Source organism: Nocardia sichangensis, assembly GCF_047200615.1.
In the GTDB taxonomy this organism is placed as follows: domain Bacteria; phylum Actinomycetota; class Actinomycetes; order Mycobacteriales; family Mycobacteriaceae; genus Nocardia; species Nocardia sichangensis.
Genome location: NZ_JBJZOK010000002.1, coordinates 427,622 through 446,017 on the forward strand (window position 1 = coordinate 427,622; position 18,396 = coordinate 446,017).

Consider the following 18,396-nt stretch of genomic DNA (forward strand, 5'->3'; position numbering starts at 1 on the left):
CCGGCAAGCCGCCGTCAGCCCAGCTGCCAAGTGACGCGGACGTCCGCGGAGATCTCGCTCTCGCCCAGCTCGACCGGGATGGCGACGGCACGGTAGGCCTCCATCGGAGCGGACATCGCCTGTGCGCGCGGAACCGGAGGCGCGGCGGCGGTGTCCTCGGTGATCTGCACGACGTCGCCGAGCGAGCGCCGTGCCCGCCGGGCGTACTGCTCGCCCTTGGCGAGGGCGTTGTCCCACGCGGCGTCGCGGGCGCGGGTGAGCAGGGACTCCAGGTCGGCGAAGGTGAGGGTCAGACCACCGAGGCGCACGTCGTCACCGCCCGCCTCGACGCAGTTGGCGATGATCGTGCCCGGGCCGGGATCGGCCTGCTCGCCGATATCGCGCAACGCGACCGTCAGCGATGTGCTCGCGAGGTATCCCGTGATGCGGTTGCCCTGTCCCTCGGTCCACACCGTCTCGGTCTGTACCGACAGTCCGCTGGTGGCGATGTCCGCGCCGTCGACCCCGTCGGAGCGCAGCGATCGCGCGACCGCGGCCACGCGCTCACCGGCCCGGCTGTAGGCGAGCGCGACCTTGCTCGCGCGTGATTCGACGGAGATCGTCACCCGCATCAGATCGGGGACGGCGCGGGCGGTGCCGTGTCCGTAGGTGGTGACGGTGCCTGCCCGCGAATCGGTGTTCGTGCCCACTGAGCCTCCTCGTCGATCGCTGTCGATCCGCACCGCACCATCGTGCCCGCTTCAGTAGTCGCCGCCGCGGGCCGCGATCGCCCGCACAGCCGCGTCGATCTGCGCGAAGGCTTCGGCGGCCAGCTGTTCGAGCAGCGCGAGCTTCAGCCCGGGCGCTTGCGGGGTGAGCCGATCGAACCGTTCGGGGGTGAGCACCGCGACGCACGTCTCGGTCTCCGCCAGTACCTCGTTCCCGAACGGCGTTCCGACCAGCATCGGAATCTCCCCGAACGACATCCCGGCCGACAGGCTGAGCAGCCGGTGCGTGCGTCCGTCGGTGCCTTCGACCGTCAGGCGCACGCGGCCGTCGAGGATCAGGTAGAGACCCGAGCGCGCGCTGCCGCGTTCGGCGATCACCGCCCCGCGCGCGAACGTGCGCACCCGGAACTGCTCCGCCAGGCGGGATCGCTCGTCCGCGGCGAGGCCGGCCAACGCCGGGTGACTCTCGATGCCGAACGACGCGCGGGCGGCCTCGCCGGCGGGGCGATGGTTCGCGAGCACGATGTTCTCGCACCACTCGGTCGCGGTGTCGCGATCGATGAACACCGGCCCCCTCGGATCGTCGGGATCGATGCCGGAATCCGGGGACCGCAGTCGCGCGTCGGGATCGACCAGCGCCACTCGGACACCCGCCGACAACTGCTCGAGTCGCAGGTCGTCGATCATCCGCACCGCGATCGCGCTCACCTCGCCGACCCTGCGCACGTCGATGGCCAGCGCTTCCAGCTCGCCCGCCTGCTCCTCGATGGTGCGCACCGTGCGCTCCGCGCCCGCGAACAGCAGGTCGCCGTGCAGCTCGTAGACACACGCGCGATGCCCGTGCGCGGCGAGCACCGCGATCTCCTCGGTCGGGCGGCGTAGCCGCGAGGGCACCTCGGCCACCGAGTACGCCGCCCGGATCGCGGCTCGCGCCGCTCGGGTCACGTGCAGGAAGTGCAGCTCGAGTCGCCGCGACAGTTCACGGCAGGCGGCCACGCCGCGCACGCTGTTGCCGTGCCCGTCCAGCCGCGGCGAGTACACAGCGATCCCGACCTGTCCGGGCAGCACCGCCACGATCCCGCCCCCGACGCCACTCTTGGCGGGCAGGCCGACAGTAGTCACCCAGTCGCCCGCCGCGTTGTACATGCCGCAGGTGGTCATGACACTGAGCACCTGCTCCGTCAGCGCCGCCGAGGCCGCCTGCTCTCCGGTGACCGGATTGCGCCCGTTGTTCGCAAGCGATGCGGCCATCAGGGCCATATCCTCGCAGGTCACGGTAACCGCGCACTGGCGGAAATAGCGATCGACCGCCTCGTCCGGGTCGGCGTCGAGGATGCCGAACGAGCGCAGCATGTAGCCGATGGCGCGATTGCGGTACCCGGTGCGCGCCTCGGAGGCGTAGACCGCCTCGTTCACGGTGAGCTCGCGCCCGGCGAAGCTCGAGTAGCAGCGCCGGATCCGCTCGAAGCGGTCGGCGGGGTCGCGGCCGTCGATCAGCGAGGCGGCGGTGATCGCGCCCGCGTTGATCATCGGGTTGCGCGGCCGCGCGGTCACCGGATCCAGGCTGATCTCGTTGAACGGCTCACCGGAGGGCTCGACGTCGATGCGCCGGGCGACCGCGGCCTGCCCCCGGTCGGCCAGCGCGAGGGCGTAGGTGAACGGCTTGGAGATGGACTGGATGGTGAATTCGGTCCGGACATCGCCCGCGCCGTAGATCCGGCCGTCGGCGGTGGCCAGGCAGATGGCGAACGAATCCGGTTGCACCGCGGCGAGTTCCGGGATGTAGTCCGCCAACGTTCCGGAGCGGTCGTCCCGGCAACGCCGGTGGACGTCGTCGACGATCCGTGCCACCACGCCGGGTTCGATTGTCCGGGAGACCACTTGCTCGGGCCGGGCCACCCTGTCACTCTAGGCCGGGTACCGTATGTCGAGGCTCACATTTCGACGCCATGTCGGTTGGTGTGACCGTTCTCGTGCGGGAGCACCGGCCGCCGCTCCGTAGACTGATCGGATCAGATGCGCTATCCGGAGGGAGCTAGTTCAGGTGGGAGTGCTTTCCCGGGTCGACACGCCCGATGATCTGCGCCGGCTGACCGTGCCGCAGGTGCGCGAGCTGGCGGAGGAGGTCCGCGAGTTCCTGGTGCGCAAAGTCGCCGCGACCGGCGGGCACCTCGGCCCGAACCTCGGTGTGGTCGAACTCACCATCGCCCTGCACCGGATCTTCGACTCGCCGGCCGACCCGTTGATCTTCGACACCGGCCACCAGGCCTATGTGCACAAGATCCTGACCGGGCGCAAAGACCAGTTCGACTCGCTGCGCAAACAGGGCGGCCTGTCCGGCTACCCGAGCCGGGCCGAGAGCGCGCACGACTGGGTGGAGTCCTCACACGCCTCGGCGGCGCTGTCCTACGCGGACGGCCTGGCGAAGGCGTTCGCGCTGAGCGGGCAGGACCGGCACGTGGTCGCGATCGTCGGCGACGGCGCGCTCACCGGCGGCATGTGCTGGGAGGCGCTGAACAACATCGCCGCATCCGACCGTCCGGTGGTCGTCGTGGTGAACGACAACGGCCGCTCCTACGCGCCCACCATCGGCGGTCTGGCCGAGCGGCTGACCGCGCTGCGCACCCAGCCCGCCTACGAGCACGCCCTGGACGCGGGCAAGCGGATCCTCAAGAGCATCCCCAGGGTGGGCGAATCGGCGTACTCGATGGTGCACGCGGTGAAGGCGGGCATCAAGGACGCGGTCAGCCCCCAGGAACTGTTCAGCGACCTCGGCTTGAAGTACGTCGGGCCGGTGGACGGCCACGACGTCGTCGCGCTCGAGGCCGCGCTGCGCCGGGCCAAGGACTTCGGCGGCCCCGTCGTGGTGCACGCGGTGACGCAGAAGGGCCGCGGCTACGCGCCCGCCGAGAACCATGTCGCCGACCAGATGCATGCCTGCGATCCCATCGACCCGCTCACCGGCGTCCCGGTCGGTGGTCCGAAGGCGCGCGGATGGACCTCGGTGTTCTCCGAGGAGTTGATCGCGCACGCCGAGCGCCGCGCCGACATCGTCGCCATCACCGCGGCGATGCCGGGCCCGACCGGACTGGCGGCGTTCGGGGAGCGCTTCCCGGACCGGATGTTCGACGTCGGCATCGCCGAGCAGCACGCCATGGCCTCCGCCGCGGGCCTCGCGCTCGGCGGCATGCACCCGGTGGTGGCGATCTACTCGACCTTCCTCAATCGCGCCTTCGACCAGCTGCTGATGGACGTGGCGCTGCTGAAGCAGCCGGTCACCGTGGTACTGGACCGCGCGGGCATCACCGGCTCCGACGGCGCCAGCCACAACGGCATGTGGGATCTGTCGGTCCTCGGGATCATCCCCGGCATCCGGGTCGCAGCGCCGCGCGACGCCGCGACGCTGCGGGAGGAACTGGCCGAGGCGCTGGCCGTCAACGACGGACCGACCGCGCTGCGTTTCCCGAAAGGCAGTGTCGCCGAGGATATCTCGGCGGTGGAACGGCTGGACGGCATCGACGTGCTGCGGATGGCCGAGCCGGACGGCGGATCGGTGCAGGCGGTGCACGGCGACGTGCTACTGGTCGCGGTGGGCTCGTTCGCGGGCACGGCGCTGGAGGCGGCGAATCTGCTGGATTCCGAAGGCGTCTCGGTCACCGTCATCGACCCGCGCTGGGTGCTGCCGGTCTCCGACGCGCTGCTGAAACTCGCGGAGAACTACCGGCTCGTGGTCACGCTGGAAGACGGTGGCCTGCACGGCGGCATCGGTTCCACGGTGTCGGCCCGGCTGCGCAACTCCGGGCTGGACATCCCGACCCGCGATCTCGGTGTGCCGCAACAGTTCCTGGACCATGCCTCGCGCGGTGAGGTCCACGCCGAACTCGGCCTCACCGGCCCGGACATCGCCCGCCGGATCAGCGGGTGGCTGGCCGCTCGCTGACGCCGCAGCCACGGGCGAGCCGACGGAGCGGGCGCTAGTCCGACGGCGGCAGCGCCGCGGCAAGTCGCGGGACGTCGAGTTCCCGCTGCCACGGCCGGGCGCCGCCGGACTTCAGGAATCCGTCGACGGCGGAGGGGTCCACCGCCTCGTAGTCGGGCAGTCCGTCCCAGCACAGGCGGCGAACCAGATCCGGCGCGAGCAGGTTCTCCACCGGGATCGCGTGCTGCGCCGACAGGTCGGCCATGGCGGCTCGTGCCCGGGTCAGGCGCGCCGCCGCAGCCGGGTCGCGGCGCTCCCAGCGGTTGACCGGCGGCGGGCCGTCGAACGGCTGGGTGAGCGGCGGGAGGTCGCTGTCGGGCAACGTACGGCCGCGCTCGATCGCGGCGAGCCATTCGCGGGAGTACCGGCGCTGGCGCGGACCGCCGAACACCGGCAAGGTGCGCAACTGCGCGATGGACCTGGGTTCCGCGGCCGCCGCGGCGATGATCGCGGCGTCCGGGAGGATGCGGGCGGGCGCCACGTCGCGGGCACGGGCCAGCGCGTCCCGCGCGGTCCACAGCTCGCGCACCACCGCCAGTTGCCTGGTGCGGCGCAGCGTGTGGATGCCCGAGGTACGCCGCCACCGCTCGGCCTTCGGCGCGGGCGGGTCCAAGGTGCGAATGTGTTCGAATTCCTGTATCGCCCAATCCGTTTTGCCCTGCGCATCGAGTGCGTCGGCCACGGCGTCGCGCAGTTCGAGCAGCAGTTCCACGTCCAGGGCGGCGTAGTTCAGCCAGTCGGCGGGCAGCGGCCGGGTGGACCAGTCGGCCGCCCCGTGCCCCTTGCGCAGCGCGTGGCCCAACAGCCGCTCCACCATCGCGGCGAGCCCGACGCGCTCGAAACCAGCCAGACGTCCGCCGAGTTCGGTGTCGAACAGCCTGGCCGGGCGCAAACCCAGTTCGGCCAGGCCGGGAAGATCCTGGTCCGCGGAGTGCAGGACCCACTCCAGTCCGTTGATCGCGTCGGCCAGCGGGCCGAGGGCTTCGGTGACCGGGATCGGGTCGATGAGGAACGTGCCCGCGCCCGCACGGCGCAGCTGGATCAGATACGCGCGCGCCGAATAGCGGAACCCGGAGGCGCGTTCGGCGTCCACGGCCAGCGGGCCGGTGCCCGCGACCAGCCGGGCGGCGGCTGCGCTGATCTCGGCGGCGGTGTCCAGTACCGGTGGCACGCCCTCCACCGGCGCGAGCAGCGGCGTCGCGGCCGAGGGTTCGGATTCGTCTGGTACGGACATGGTGTTGAACTTTACGTGCCGACGCCACGGCGCCGCCGTCCTATCGGCGCATAAGTGTGTCGGCGAATCGGGCGCGATGTGCCCCGCACACAGAACGAGGGGCTCCGGCGCAGGTCACGGCACGCCGACGGGCGTGCTCAGGGGTGATCGCCGGACAGGCCGGGCCGGATCTGCAGCTGGGTCACCCCGGCCGGCGGCAACCCCGCCGCGTAGGCCAGTACCTCGCAGAACGCCTCCAGATGCGGGCGCATGTCGGTGGTGACCGGCGTCCACGACGCGCGTATCTCCAGCTGATGGGCGCGCGGCGGACCGGCGATGTCTCCGTAGCGCACCGAGCTGGTCGAGGTCACCGTGCCGCCGAGCGCGGTGAACGGCTCGGTGCGCGACTCCAGCGCGTCCACCAGCCAGCTCCACGCCACCTCGGGCAGCAGAGGATCGGTGGCGAGCGCGGCGTCGATGTCGGCCTGGATGTAGGCGACCAGGCGCAAGGTGCCGTGCCAGGTGTCGTCGCCGTCCGGATCGTGCAGCAGGATCAGCCTGCCGAACGCGTCGCCTTCGGAATCGGCCGGTACGACAGGGGTTTCCGGATGAGCGACCTCCGCGCCGATGGCGTAGGAGAACGGTGCGAGTCGTTGCGGGGGCCGGATGGGCGCGAGCTCGATCCGAGGGTGCACGGTAGCGGTGCCCATCGCCTCGACCGCGGCGCGAAACTGAGCTGGCTCGCCATGAGGTCCTTCGGTCGGTGCGGCGCCGTCGCGGAAGTCGAGCGGTGTCACGAATGCTGACGGTAGACCTTGTGCACCCGGCGCAGTCGGAGGCGCGCCGCTACGGGCCATGCGGCGTCCGTGCGGTCATCGCTGCCGCCTCCGCGTCCGCCCCTCCCGCCGGGCCCGCATACGATAGCCGTGATGAGCACTCATACCCGCCGCCGGTTGACCGATGCCCCGTTCCTGGCCGCCGCTACCGGCGCGACGCCCAGCAGGCGTCCGGTGTGGTTCATGCGCCAGGCCGGACGCTCGCTGCCCGAGTACCGCGAGGTGCGGGCGGGCATCGGGATGCTCGAATCCTGCTTCGATCCCGAGCTGGTGTGCGAGATCACCTTGCAGCCGATTCGCAGGCACGGCGTCGACGCCGCGATCCTGTTCTCCGACATCGTCGTTCCGCTGAAAGCGGCGGGGATCGACCTGGACATCGTGCCGGGCGTGGGGCCGGTGGTCGCCGCGCCGGTGCGGACGGTCGGCGACGTGCGCGGTCTGCCCCGGCTGCGCCCCGAGGAGGTCGGGGCGGTGACCGACGGCGTGCGCCTGCTGGTCGACGCGCTGGGGGAGACGCCGCTGATCGGGTTCGCGGGCGCGCCGTTCACCCTCGCCTCCTACCTGGTCGAGGGCGGTCCGAGCAAGAACCACGAGCGCACCAAGGCGATGATGTACGCCGATCCGCAGACCTGGCACGAGCTGCTGGGCGTGCTCACCGACATCACCATCGCGTTCCTGCAGGCGCAGTTGGCGGCGGGCGTCGACGCGGTGCAATTGTTCGACTCCTGGGCGGGCGCCCTCTCGCTGGCCGACTACCGCAATTTCGTGCTCCCGCATTCGGAGCGGGTGTTCGCCGAGATCGCCGAGGCGGGCGTGCCGCGCATCCACTTCGGTGTGGGGACCGGAGAGCTGCTCGGCGCCATGAGCGAGGCGGGCGCCGACGTGGTCGGCGTCGATTGGCGGGTGCCGCTCACCGAGGCCGTCCGCCGCGTCGGGCCCGGAAAAGCGTTGCAGGGCAACCTCGATCCCGCCGTACTGTTCGCCGGACCGGAAGCGATCGAGGAGCAGGCCCGGCGGATCGCGCGCGAAGCGGACGAGGCGATCACGCTCGGCGCCGCCGGGCACATCTTCAACTTGGGCCACGGGGTGCTTCCGGACACCGATCCGGGCGTGCTGACCGCCTTGGTGGAACTCGTCCACGAGTTGTAGCGCGGGCGAACGCGGGTAGGCCGCCACGGCAGCGAGTGCGGCGGCTGCGTCGAGCGCTGAGTCAGGATCCGCCCGCTGTGGTCGCGGCGCCCGTGTCGGCGTACCCGGCCGCCAGGTCGACCCGCGTACCACGCGCCGACGCCCGGCAGCCATCCGCGAGCGGCCGAGGCGGTTCAGGCTGCCATCGGCCGAGTCGAGTCCGGCCGACGTATCCGTCATCGCCGCGGACATCGTGGACACAGTGTGTTCCGAGTCATCCGGGCGCCTACCGTCGGACGGCCGCCGTCGCGGTACGCGATACGGTCGAGGCATGCGTATCGCGGTGGTCGGCGGTGGGATCAGCGGGCTGGTGGCCGCGTATCGGTTGCGGATGTCGCTCGGGCCGGATGCCGACGTACTCGTGCTCGATCGCGCCGAACGGATCGGCGGCATCCTCTACACGGGCGAACTGGGCGGGGAGCCACTGGATCTCGGCGCGGAGGCGTTCGTCGGGCGACGGCCGGAGGTACCCGCGCTGCTGCGGGAACTCGGGCTCGAGTCGCAGTTGGTGACCCCGGCGGGTCTGCGGCCGTTGGTGTGGTCCGCCGGCACCGCGCACCCGCTGCCGGAGGGCACCTTGATGGGTGTCCCGGCGAACGCGGAGTCGATGCGCGGGCTGGTCGACGCCGAGACACTGGCACGCATCGCCGCCGAACCCGACCGGCCGCTGGCCTGGGAGCCCGGCTCGGACACCGACGTCTACCGACTGGTCGCCGACCGCTTCGGCGCGCAGGTCGCCGAGCGCAGCGTGGATCCGCTGCTCGGCGGCGTGTACGCGGGCAGCTCCCGCTCCATCGGTGTCCGCGCCGCGCTGCCCACGCTCGCCGCCGCGCTGGACGACGGCGCGCCCAGTCTCACCGCCGCCGTCGGCGCCGCGCTGCCGCCGCCCTCGAACGCGCCGGTCTTCGGTGGCATCCGGGACGGCTACCGGGTGCTGCTCGAGGCGCTCGCCGAACGTTCCGGGGCGCGGTTCGTCACCACGACGCCGGGCACGCGTCTGGCCAGAGGGCTGCGCGGTTGGGTGGTCGACCCGATCGGCGCCGTCGACGCGGTGGTGCTCGCCACTCCGGCGCCGGTGACCGCGCGACTGCTGGCCGCCGTCGCCCCGGTCGCCGCCGCGGAACTGGCCGGTGTCGAACTCTCCTCGTCGGCGGTGGTCGCGCTGGCGCTGCCCCGCGAGACCGCCCTGCCACAGAACTCCGGCATCCTGGTGGCCACCGGAGAGCCGCTGCGGGCCAAAGCCTTCACCCTGTCCAGCCGCAAATGGACACATCTCGCACAACGTGAAACGGCGCTCGTCCGCGTCTCTTTCGGCAAGTTCGGCGACGACTCCCCGCTGTCCTGGCCCGACGCCGAACTCGTCGCCGCCGCCACCGCGGACCTGGCTACCGTCACCGGGGTCGCGATCGAGCCGGTCGAGGCCGTCGTACAGCGCTGGCCGGGTGGCCTCGCCCAGTACGCGCCCGGCCATCCGGCCCGCATCGCGGCCGTCGAAGCCGAGGTCGCGGCGCTGGACGGGCTGGCGGTGGCGGGCGCGTACCTGCACGGCGTCGGTGTGCCCGCGTGCGTCGCCTCCGGCGCGGCCGCCGCACAGCGCATCGCGGCGGAGGTCGGTGCGGGCACCGTACGCTGACCGTTCGCCGGGCGTGCCCGCACCGACGAGATTCGTCGCGGCACCGCGCACGCGGTTTCCTGTGACCACAATTATGCGGCACTGTTCCGGCCTGTCGGACAATGTGCGGCGCATCAAAATGCGCACCGATCGGCGTAATTAAGGACACCCCGCCGGAATGCGGAATCGGTGGAATTCGCCGGTACCGTGAGCACCATGCAGCTCTCGCACTTCACCGATATCGGTTTGCGCATCATCATGCGGCTCGCGGTGGAGGACGAGAAGAATTCCCGGGTCACCACCAAACTCATCGCGCGACAGGTCGGCGCGTCCGAAAAGCATGTGGCCAGGGCGGTTTCGCGGCTGGCCGAACTGGGCCTCGTCGAGGCGCACCGCGGACGATCCGGCGGATTGTTCATCACCGCGGCAGGTCGCGCCGCGTCGGTGGGTGAGCTCGTCCGGGAATTGGAAGACAACCGCGACGTGGTGGAGTGCGGGGAACCGAATCCGTGTCCGTTACTCGGCGGGTGCCGATTGCGTCGAATTCTCGCCGACGCGAAGAAGGCTTTCTATACCGAACTCGACCGTTATTCGATAGAGGATTTGGTCACCTCGTCGACAACCGGGTTGCTGCATTTACTCGTCCGCTCCACGGCGAGTGTCACCCCTGAGATGAAGGAAGTTTCATGAACCTCGACAGCGTCGTCCGTGCCGAACCGGAACTCGAACCGCGGCACGCCGAGGTCGTCCGCGCGACCCTACCGCTGGTGGCGGCGAACATCGACCGCATCACGGCCGTGTTCTACCGCACGATGTTCGACGCTCACCCGCGGCTGCTGCGCGACACGTTCAACCGGGGCAATCAGGCACAGGGTAGTCAGCAGCGGGCGCTGGCCGCCTCCATAGCCACCTTCGCCACGTACCTGGTCGACCCCGAATTGCCGCACCCGGCCACCATGTTGTCGCGGATCGCGCACAAGCACGCCTCACTCGGGGTGACTCCGGAGCAGTACCGGATCGTGCACGAAAATCTGTTCGCGGCCATCGTGGAAGTACTCGGCGCCGACGTGGTCAACGACGCGGTCGCGGCGGCCTGGGATCGGGTCTACTGGATGATGGCCGACACGTTGATGGATCAAGAGAAGGGGCTCTACGCCGAGGCGGGCGTGGATTCCGGCGACGTGTTCCGGGACGTCCGTGTCGTGGCTCGCGACGACGACCCCTCGGGCGTCGCGGTCTTCACCGTCGAGTCCGCCGACCCGGCTGCGCGGCTACCGGGATTCATTCCGGGACAGTATGTTTCGGTCGGCGTCCGGCTTCCCGACGGTGCGCGCCAGTTGCGGCAGTACAGCCTGGTGGGCAGGCCGTGCGACGGCGCGCTGTCGTTCGCCGTCAAGCGGGTCGAGGCGGCCGCCGGCTGCCCGGCGGGCGAGGTGTCCTCCTGGCTGCACGAGCAGTTGCGCCCGGGTGACCCACTGCAGATCACCCTTCCGTTCGGTGACGTCGTCCTCGATACCGCGGCGGCGACACCGCTGGTGCTGATTTCCGCCGGCATCGGTGTGACCCCGACGATCGGCGTTCTGGACTATCTCGCCGCCCACGACCCGGGCCGTCGCACGCTGGTCGTGCACGCCGACCGTGCGTCGCGCACCCATCCGCTGCGCGATCGGCTGCTGGGACTCACTGCCCGGCTCGTACAAGCCGAGGTCGAGATCTGGTACGAGGAACCGACTCCCGGCGCCCGGCACGGCCGGGCCGATCTCTCGGTGCTGAACGTGCCAGAGGACGCCGACGTATACGTCTGCGGTCCATCCGGGTTCCTGGGCGAGATGCAACGCCAGTTGCGCGCCCTCGGTATCCCCGACGCCCGCGTGCACATCGAGCAGTTCACGCCCGGCGACGCGGGCGCTCCCGAGCGAGTGGCACGATAGTGCTATGGCGCGACTCGACTATCAGGCTCTCAACTCCACCATCCGCTACCTGATGTTCTCGGTCTTCCAGGTGCAGCCGGGAGTGCTGGGCGAGGACCGGGACGCGGCGACCAAGGAGGCCAAGGCGTTCTTCGACGGTCTGGCCGACCGCGACGTCGTGGTCCGCGGCATCTACGACGTGGCCGGGATGCGCGCCGACGCCGATTTCATGATCTGGACCCACGCCGAACGCGTCGAGGACCTGCAAGCCGCGTACGCCGATTTCCGCCGCACCACCGAGCTGGGACGGGCCAGCGCGCCGGTCTGGAGCAACGCGGCGCTGCACCGCCCCGCCGAGTTCAACAAGAGCCACATCCCGGCCTTCCTGGCCGGCGAGGAGGCGGGCGCCTACATCTGCGTGTACCCGTTCGTCCGGTCCTACGAGTGGTACCTGCTGCCCGACGAGGAGCGCCGCCGGATGCTGGCCGAACACGGCAAGGCCGCGCGTGGCTACCCGGACGTGCGGGCGAACACCGTCAGTTCGTTCGCGCTCGGCGACTACGAGTGGATCCTGGCCTTCGAGGCGCCCGAATTGCACCGGATCGTCGATCTGATGCGTGACCTGCGGGCCACCGACGCCCGTCGGCACGTGCGCGAAGAGATCCCGTTCTTCACCGGCCCCCGCGTGGAGATCGAGCAGCTGATCGCCGCTCTGCCCTGATGCGCCCTGCCCCGGTGCAGGCAAACGCTTGCCCGAAGTTTTCGGGGCATGCGCCGAGCGCCGGGGCTTCGTACGCTGCCCGTGAGCGTCGGGCTGGTTACTCCGCTGCGCTGTCCGAGGGGTGCAGTCGCAGGGCGATGGAGTTGATGCAGTAGCGCTTGTCGGTGGGCGTGTTGTACCCCTCGCCCTCGAACACGTGGCCGAGGTGGCTGTGGCAGTTCGCGCACAGCACTTCGACCCGATGCATGCCGAGCGAGTCGTCCGACCGGAGAATCACCGCGTCGGACGCGGCCGGATCGAAGAAGGACGGCCAGCCGCAGTGCGAGTCGAACTTCTCGGTGCTGCGGAACAGTTCGGCGCCGCAGGCCCGGCACACGTAGACGCCTTCGGTTTTGGTGTCGGTGTACTCGCCGGTGAACGGCCGCTCGGTAGCCGCCTCGCGCAGCACCGAGTACTCCTCGGGGTTCAGCTTCGACCGCCATTCCTGCGGCGAGAGCTGGATGCGCGGCGCGGGCAGGGACGTGTCGGCTTCGGAACTCATGGCTCCACGCTAATACGATTCTGCTCCGCGGGCGTCGAACCGTTTTGTGGTCTGTGGGTTTCCGCCGGGAGAGCCGCGGCGACCGGCGGCTGCGGCTGTTCGCCGCGCGGGTCCGGGGCGGAACTCATCCACGCGGGATCGATGCCGAACGGCAGCCTGCCTGCCCGCCGCGCGGCCAGATAGCGGTCGCCGAGCACGCAGAACACGACGATGAGCAGCAGGCCCCAGCCGAAGGTGATGCGCAGGTACTCCAGGTTGCGGCCGATGTGCTGCCAGCGGTCCGATAGCCACTTGTCGTAGCTCATGAACCCGAAGATCGCCAGCCAGGCCGGCCAGTTGCGCAGCACCGAGTTGCGCAGCACGACGGTCATCAGGAAGGGGAACAGCATCATCGAGTAGTACATCTGCCCCAGCGAGCTGAGCAGGAACGAGGCCGTCAGCAGCACGCCGGAGGAGGTGCAGACGAAGAACAGTTCGTCCTCGCGGTAGTAGCGGTACAGCAGCCACAGCGAGATCAGCACGAGCACGCCGAGCGCCACGCGCATGCCCCAGGTCAGCCACGGCGGCAGTCCGTAGTACTCGCCGTTGCCGACGATGGCGCTGTTGAAGTAGTCGCGGGATTCGAAGAGGTAGGGCGCGGTGCGGGTGATGAACTTCTCGGGGTCCTTCACCAGCGGCCAGGCGATCGCGGTGAGCGCGAGCGGCACGCCGAGGGCCGTCACGAAGACTTTCCACTGCCCGCGCACGAGCGCGATCAAAAGCAACGGAGCCAGTGTCGGTTTGACCGCGATACTCAATCCGAGCGCGGCGCCCGCCCAGAGGTCTCGCCGCTTCAGCAGCAGATGGATGAAGATCAGCTCCGCCAGCAGCACGCAGCCGTTGACGTTGGTGAACACCAGCGTGTTGATCACGGTCTCGGAGGAGAACATCGCCAGCAGCAGCGCGGGCGCGGCGACCGAATGCAGGGTGTACCGGAACAGTCGCAGCAACAGGTACCAGGCGATGAGAATCGCGATCGCGTTGAGGGCGATGAACAGCCAGCGCGACTTCTCGTAGTCGATGGCGGCGATCGGCGCGATCAGCAGGGTGCCGCTGGGCGGGTACAGGTAGTGCGGGTCCACCGAGTCGAAATTCGCGGTGTAGACCGGCCGCCCGTTCAGGAAGTCGAACGACGCCTGGTAGACAGGCCGGTAGTCGTCGGTGATGAAGCCGTTGACAGCCTTGATGAAAACCCGGTTCAGCACGGTCATGACCGCCAGGGGCCAGAGTGCGAACTTGATCACCTCGGCGGTGGTGCGAGCGGTCCTGGGCTCGAGCTGTCGAAGGAACACTGGGGCACGGTACACCGGATGGGTTACCGGCGGTTGGCCGGACCTGTCGGACGCGCCGCTCGAACGGCTCCGCACGCCCGGGCTACGCCGGGCATGCGGTGCCATCTGCGGGAAGTTTGCCCTCCTTCAGATAGTCGAGCACCGCCCGCTGCGCGCAGCCGGAATGCGTGGACACCGGATGCCCGAAGCCCTGCCAGGACAGCGCCGCGTGCCGGGCGCCCGCCGAACCTATCGCGCCGGTCACCGAGGACTGACCGCCGCTACCGACCACCGGATCGGCCACCCCGCCCAGCACGAACACCGGAATACCCAGCTTTTCGGGCAGCGGAGGCGCGGTCGACACCGGCCAGGCAGCGCACTCCATCAGGCCGATGGCCGCCGCCTTGCCGAAAACCGGATACTTGCCCGCCCATGTGCCCGCGAGTTCGTTCGCTTTGGCCGGCGTCGGCGGCAGCTGTGTGTCGGTGCAGCGGTTGACGAACTGGCCGTCGCTCGCGGTGGCCGCGGCCTCCTGCCTGATCAGGTTGCTCAGCGGCCCGCGGTCGCCGCGTCCGGCCGCGGCCAGCGTGTCGGACAGCTCGGTGACCCGAGAGGCCTGGTCGGCGCGCGGGCTGCCGAGGAAGCCCGACACCGCGGTCAGCAACGCGTTCGCCGAGATGTCGCCGAGTTCGCCGCCCGCGGCACGGTTCACCAGATCGGTGACCGCGGCGCGCGGATCGGCCCCGAGTGAGCAGCCGACGCCGACGCAACGCTGTGCGAAGGCCGTCAGCGCCGCCTCGGCGCCCTGCACGGCCTGTTCGGCGCGGGTCACGGCGTCGGTGCCGACCGGTTCCGGGGAGTCGAGCACCAGCCTGGCGACGTGATCGCCGTACTTGCGGGCGTAGCTGAGCGCGACCTTCGCGCCGTTGCCCGTGCCCAGCAGCGCGATGTGGTCCACCTGCCATTGCCTGCGCAACTGCTCGATGTCGTCGGCGGCGTGCGGCGCGTCGAAGGTGCCTTCGTACGGCTGCAGGAAGTCGCGGCAGGCGATGGTGCCGTCCTGGCTCAACTTCGTCATGCGGGCCACCGGGTCGCCCGCACCGGGACCGGACTGGGCGTTGTCGGCCAGGCCACGGCGGATCTCCGTGGGCAGGCAATCGATCGGCTGCGAGCCGCCGATGCCGCGCCGGTCCACCGCGACGATCGGGCGGGCGGCCAGCAGCACGGAGGCGGGGCCAGCGGCCAACCCGGCCAGGGTGGCGGAGGAGGAGCGATCCGAGCCCGAGGTGAGCACCAGCGGCGGCGCGTCGGCCGGGGTCTGCGCCAGCCTGGCCCGCAACGCGGCCGCGCGGAAACTGCCCAGCACCGTGCCCGTCGAGTCGATCGGGGTGGCGTACTCGGCGCAGTCGAGCACCAACCCGGCGGGCGCGGGGCCGAGTCCGAACTGATCCAAGGTCGGCTGGGTGCACTCGCGCCAACTGAGGTCGGTTCTGGGCAGCTCGGCCTTGGGCAGAGGAGCGGGCGCGGCGGAGGTGGTCGCGGTGCCAGCGACCGGCGGGCGCTGCACCGCGACACCGGGACGATCCGACGGTCCCGCGCCGCAACCGGCGGTCACGATCGAGAGGGTGGCGGCAAGCACGGCGGCCCGAGTCCAGCGCATTGCTACAGCCTGCCAGGTTCGGACGGTTCTTTCATCGACGGGCCCACCGGGTGAGCATGGTGCCGTCGTCGTCCAGCAACACGTGCGCGCGCGTCATGCGGACGCGGAATTCGTGCGCCGACAGCGAGATTCGCCGCGCCGCGCCGCCGACCAGCAGCGGCGCGGTGGTCAGGCACAGCTCGTCGACCACATCCGCCTCCAGCAGTTCGCCGAACAGATGCGGGCCGCCTTCGGTGAGTACCCGCAGCAGGCCGCGCTCGGCGAGCACCCGCAGCAAGCCGCTGGGCGTCACCGCGATGCCACCCGCTTCGATCACCTCGGCGCCCGCGTCCGCCAGCCGCTGCTTGCGGTCGGCGGGCGCGGTGGTCGTCGTGATGATCAGCGGCGGCACCTGGGTATCGGTGAGCAGGCGCGCGCCGGGATCGATCGCCGCGCTCGCCGTGACGACCGCGATCGGCGGCGGCGCGCCGTCGGGATGCCCGCCGATGCCGCGCTCGTGGAACGCGCGGCGGCGCGCCGGGTCGGTGCGCGCCCCGCCGTAGTTCTCCGCACGCGCCGTGCCCGCGCCGACGACGATCACCTCCGCCAGTTCGCGCAGCAACATGAACACCGTTCGGTCGGCCGGGGTGCCCAGCCCTTCGGTCAGGTTGCCGCTGGTGGCGGCGCCGTCGATGCTGGAGACGAAATTGGCGCGGACCCAAGGCGCGTCGAGCGCGGCGGGGAAGGCGTACATCTGCGCGAGGTCGTCCGGGCCGAGTGCTGTGAGCTGGATCGCATTCTGGCTACGCTGCATGAAATCAGATCTCACCACGTCTTTAGGCTTCGTCCATGCAAGAACGCCTCGTCGATCGTCACCCGGAGGTCCCGGCCGATCAGCTCGTCGCCCAAATGGTGCCGCCGCCCATGTTCGACGAGGTGAGCTTCGCCTCCTACATTCCCGATCCGAAGGAACCGAGCCAGGCGGCCGCGGTCGGCAAGGCCGAGGAGTTCGCCGGGCAGGTCGCCAAGATCAGCAAGGCCGCGGGCAAGAAGAGCTTCTTCGGTAAGAAGAAGCAGGTCAGCGGCGCGGGCCTGTATCTGGACGGCGGATTCGGCGTCGGCAAGACCCACCTGCTGGCCTCGATCTTCCACAGCTCGCCCGCGCCCAAGTCGTTCGGTACGTTCGGCGAGCTGACCAACCTGGTCGGCGCGCTCGGCTTCGCCAATGCCCTCGAGCGGCTCTCGGGCAACAGCGTGCTGTGCATCGACGAATTCGAGCTCGACGATCCCGGCGACACGATGCTGGTCTCGCGCCTGCTGACCGAACTGTCCGCGGCCGGTGTCTCGATCGCGGCCACGTCGAACACCTTGCCGGGGCAGCTCGGCGAAGGCCGTTTCGCCGCACAGGATTTCATGCGCGAGATCAAGAAGCTGGGCGCCATCTTCGAGGCGGTGCGCGTGGACGGGCCGGACTACCGCCACCGCGATCTGCCCCCCGCGCCGGAGCCCACCGCCGCCGCGGTCCTGGCCGAACGGGCGGCGAGCACACCGAATTCCACGCTCGACGAGTTCGACGCGCTGCTGAAGCACCTCAGCACCCTGCATCCGTCGAAGTACGGCGCGCTGATCTCCGGGGTGTCGTCGGTGTTCGTCTCCGGCGTGCATCCGGTCACCGATCAGGCCGTGGCGCTGCGCATCGTGGTGCTGGCCGACCGGCTCTACGACGCGAGCGTGCCGGTGACGGTGTCCGGCGCGAAACTGGACGAGATCTTCTCCGCCGAGATGCTGGAGGGCGGCTACCGCAAGAAGTACCTGCGCGCCATCTCCCGCTTGCTCGCGCTTTCGCGGTTCGAGGTCGCGGCCTAGCGCTGCCTGCCCGGCCTCGGCGGCCGGCGAGAGAACGTGGGCAGACCCACAGACCCGATGATTGGAGCAGCCGAATGGCCACTCGTTTCCGCGTCCCGGTCGCGATGGCGGCCGGCCTGGCGGTCGCCTTCGGGCCGGTAGTCGTCATCGCGCAGGCCGACCCGCCTGCGGCCGTCGTCGCCGATCCCTCCCTGCACCTGCAAGGGGTGCAGAACGCGCGGGACATCGGCGGGTATCGCACCACCGACGGCCGGATCGTGCGCACCGGTCTGGTGTATCGGACCGGGCAGCTGAACAACGCGACGCCGGAGGATCTGGCCGCGCTGACCGGCCGCCGCGTGCGCTCCGTGCACGACCTGCGCACGGTCTACGAGCGCGCACTCGGTCCGGACCGGCTGCCCGCGGGCGCGACGGCGCACTGGGCCGACGTGATCGGCCAAGCTCCGCCGGAGGTCATCGCCACCACGCTCACCGGAGGCGACGGCCTGTATCGCGCGTTCATCACCGCGCCCGGCGCGAACGAGGCGTTCGCTTCGGTGCTGCGCGACCTCATCGGCGCCGACGGCGCGGTGTTGTTCCACTGCACCGCGGGCAAGGACCGCACCGGCTGGACGGCGGCCGTGCTGCTCACGCTGCTCGGCGTCGATCGTGCCACGGTCACCGAGGACTATCTGCTGTCCAACCGATTCCGCAACGCCAGCGAGAACGACCCGCTCAACGGCGTTCAGGGATCCTGGCTCGACGCCGCCTTCGACCAGGTGGATCGGACCTACGGAAGTTTCGACGCGTATGTCCGCGACGGCATGGGACTCACCGACGCCGATATCGCGGCCTTGCGGGACCGACTGCTGGCCTGAGCGCGGCACCCGGCCCG

At 70.4% G+C, this 18,396-nt stretch carries 16 protein-coding genes; 8 read left to right on the forward strand and 8 right to left on the reverse strand.

Going from position 1 to position 18,396, the window contains the following annotated elements; genetic code table 11:
• Nucleotides 1–14: 14 nt before the first annotated feature.
• Both ACL03I_RS04585 and glsA read right to left on the reverse strand, forming a co-directional pair.
• Nucleotides 15–689 carry an SIMPL domain-containing protein gene (locus tag ACL03I_RS04585; RefSeq protein WP_412805189.1) on the reverse strand — a complete coding sequence of 225 codons (675 nt, stop codon included), beginning with the start codon at nucleotides 687–689 and terminating at the stop codon, nucleotides 15–17.
• Between the two features lie 51 nt (nucleotides 690–740).
• The gene (gene glsA, locus ACL03I_RS04590) at nucleotides 741–2,558 is read right to left on the reverse strand and encodes a glutaminase A (protein ID WP_364426094.1); all 1,818 of its coding nucleotides are present in this window, start codon (nucleotides 2,556–2,558) and stop codon (nucleotides 741–743) included.
• 193 nt (nucleotides 2,559–2,751) lie between these two features.
• On the opposite strand from glsA, the gene dxs reads away from it, so the two are divergent.
• Nucleotides 2,752–4,647, forward strand: coding sequence for a 1-deoxy-D-xylulose-5-phosphate synthase (gene dxs / locus ACL03I_RS04595; protein ID WP_355070394.1), 1,896 nt, complete (start codon nucleotides 2,752–2,754; stop codon nucleotides 4,645–4,647).
• 34 nt (nucleotides 4,648–4,681) lie between these two features.
• Here dxs and ACL03I_RS04600 read toward each other — a convergent pair whose 3' ends face one another.
• Together ACL03I_RS04600 and ACL03I_RS04605 are read right to left on the reverse strand one after the other, a co-directional pair.
• On the reverse strand, nucleotides 4,682–5,920 hold the full coding sequence (locus ACL03I_RS04600) for an HRDC domain-containing protein (RefSeq protein WP_355070395.1): 1,239 nt from the start codon (nucleotides 5,918–5,920) through the stop codon (nucleotides 4,682–4,684).
• A gap of 137 nt (nucleotides 5,921–6,057) precedes the next feature.
• On the reverse strand, nucleotides 6,058–6,696 hold the full coding sequence (locus ACL03I_RS04605; protein WP_084823786.1) for a DUF3000 domain-containing protein: 639 nt from the start codon (nucleotides 6,694–6,696) through the stop codon (nucleotides 6,058–6,060).
• 132 nt (nucleotides 6,697–6,828) lie between these two features.
• On the opposite strand from ACL03I_RS04605, the gene hemE reads away from it, so the two are divergent.
• The 5 genes from hemE to hemQ all read left to right on the forward strand — a co-directional run bounded on the left by hemE (nucleotide 6,829) and on the right by hemQ (nucleotide 12,166).
• Nucleotides 6,829–7,884 carry a uroporphyrinogen decarboxylase gene (hemE, locus tag ACL03I_RS04610; protein WP_412805190.1) on the forward strand — a complete coding sequence of 352 codons (1,056 nt, stop codon included), beginning with the start codon at nucleotides 6,829–6,831 and terminating at the stop codon, nucleotides 7,882–7,884.
• 310 nt (nucleotides 7,885–8,194) lie between these two features.
• The gene (locus tag ACL03I_RS04615) at nucleotides 8,195–9,556 is read left to right on the forward strand and encodes a protoporphyrinogen oxidase (protein ID WP_355070397.1); all 1,362 of its coding nucleotides are present in this window, start codon (nucleotides 8,195–8,197) and stop codon (nucleotides 9,554–9,556) included.
• A 195-nt stretch (nucleotides 9,557–9,751) separates the two neighbouring features.
• Complete coding sequence (locus ACL03I_RS04620) at nucleotides 9,752–10,225, forward strand: RrF2 family transcriptional regulator (RefSeq protein ID WP_355070399.1); 474 nt, start codon at nucleotides 9,752–9,754, stop codon at nucleotides 10,223–10,225.
• A complete protein-coding gene (locus tag ACL03I_RS04625) occupies nucleotides 10,222–11,466 on the forward strand; it encodes a globin domain-containing protein (protein WP_412805191.1) in 1,245 nt (414 codons plus the stop codon). Before ACL03I_RS04620 ends, ACL03I_RS04625 begins: the two co-directional genes overlap by 4 nt.
• Before the next feature lie 4 nt (nucleotides 11,467–11,470).
• On the forward strand, nucleotides 11,471–12,166 hold the full coding sequence (hemQ, locus tag ACL03I_RS04630; RefSeq protein ID WP_355070401.1) for a hydrogen peroxide-dependent heme synthase: 696 nt from the start codon (nucleotides 11,471–11,473) through the stop codon (nucleotides 12,164–12,166).
• A gap of 97 nt (nucleotides 12,167–12,263) precedes the next feature.
• Here the strand turns inward: hemQ and msrB are convergent, their stop codons facing one another.
• From msrB to ACL03I_RS04650, 4 genes are all read right to left on the reverse strand, one after another.
• Nucleotides 12,264–12,707, reverse strand: coding sequence for a peptide-methionine (R)-S-oxide reductase MsrB (gene msrB / locus ACL03I_RS04635; protein ID WP_355070403.1), 444 nt, complete (start codon nucleotides 12,705–12,707; stop codon nucleotides 12,264–12,266).
• Nucleotides 12,704–14,038 (reverse strand): glycosyltransferase family 87 protein, encoded by a 1,335-nt coding sequence (locus ACL03I_RS04640; protein WP_355070405.1) that lies wholly within the window; start codon nucleotides 14,036–14,038, stop codon nucleotides 12,704–12,706. The genes msrB and ACL03I_RS04640 overlap by 4 nt, the downstream gene beginning before the upstream one ends.
• 82 nt (nucleotides 14,039–14,120) lie before the next feature.
• Complete coding sequence (locus tag ACL03I_RS04645; RefSeq protein ID WP_355070406.1) at nucleotides 14,121–15,677, reverse strand: alpha/beta hydrolase; 1,557 nt, start codon at nucleotides 15,675–15,677, stop codon at nucleotides 14,121–14,123.
• A gap of 31 nt (nucleotides 15,678–15,708) precedes the next feature.
• A complete protein-coding gene (locus ACL03I_RS04650) occupies nucleotides 15,709–16,488 on the reverse strand; it encodes a pyrimidine reductase family protein (RefSeq protein WP_355070408.1) in 780 nt (259 codons plus the stop codon).
• A 17-nt stretch (nucleotides 16,489–16,505) separates the two neighbouring features.
• Between ACL03I_RS04650 and zapE the strand changes: the two genes are divergently transcribed.
• Together zapE and ACL03I_RS04660 are read left to right on the forward strand one after the other, a co-directional pair.
• On the forward strand, nucleotides 16,506–17,522 hold the full coding sequence (gene zapE, locus ACL03I_RS04655) for a cell division protein ZapE (RefSeq protein WP_355070410.1): 1,017 nt from the start codon (nucleotides 16,506–16,508) through the stop codon (nucleotides 17,520–17,522).
• A 74-nt stretch (nucleotides 17,523–17,596) separates the two neighbouring features.
• Entirely contained in the window at nucleotides 17,597–18,379 is a 783-nt protein-coding gene (locus ACL03I_RS04660; RefSeq protein WP_355070412.1) for a tyrosine-protein phosphatase, read from the forward strand.
• Nucleotides 18,380–18,396 lie beyond the last annotated feature (17 nt).

Excerpts from the sequence above, each read along its gene's own strand:
- ACL03I_RS04625 (WP_412805191.1), top strand. The coding sequence starts at position 10,222 with ATGAACCTCGACAGCGTCGTCCGTGCCGAACCGGAACTCGAACCGCGG.
- ACL03I_RS04600 (WP_355070395.1), bottom strand. The coding sequence starts at position 5,920 with ATGTCCGTACCAGACGAATCCGAACCCTCGGCCGCGACGCCGCTGCTC.
- msrB (WP_355070403.1), bottom strand. The coding sequence starts at position 12,707 with ATGAGTTCCGAAGCCGACACGTCCCTGCCCGCGCCGCGCATCCAGCTC.
- hemQ (WP_355070401.1), top strand. The coding sequence starts at position 11,471 with ATGGCGCGACTCGACTATCAGGCTCTCAACTCCACCATCCGCTACCTG.
- ACL03I_RS04615 (WP_355070397.1), top strand. The coding sequence starts at position 8,195 with ATGCGTATCGCGGTGGTCGGCGGTGGGATCAGCGGGCTGGTGGCCGCG.
- hemE (WP_412805190.1), top strand. The coding sequence starts at position 6,829 with ATGAGCACTCATACCCGCCGCCGGTTGACCGATGCCCCGTTCCTGGCC.
- ACL03I_RS04645 (WP_355070406.1), bottom strand. The coding sequence starts at position 15,677 with ATGCGCTGGACTCGGGCCGCCGTGCTTGCCGCCACCCTCTCGATCGTG.
- ACL03I_RS04620 (WP_355070399.1), top strand. The coding sequence starts at position 9,752 with ATGCAGCTCTCGCACTTCACCGATATCGGTTTGCGCATCATCATGCGG.
- ACL03I_RS04660 (WP_355070412.1), top strand. The coding sequence starts at position 17,597 with ATGGCCACTCGTTTCCGCGTCCCGGTCGCGATGGCGGCCGGCCTGGCG.
- zapE (WP_355070410.1), top strand. The coding sequence starts at position 16,506 with ATGCAAGAACGCCTCGTCGATCGTCACCCGGAGGTCCCGGCCGATCAG.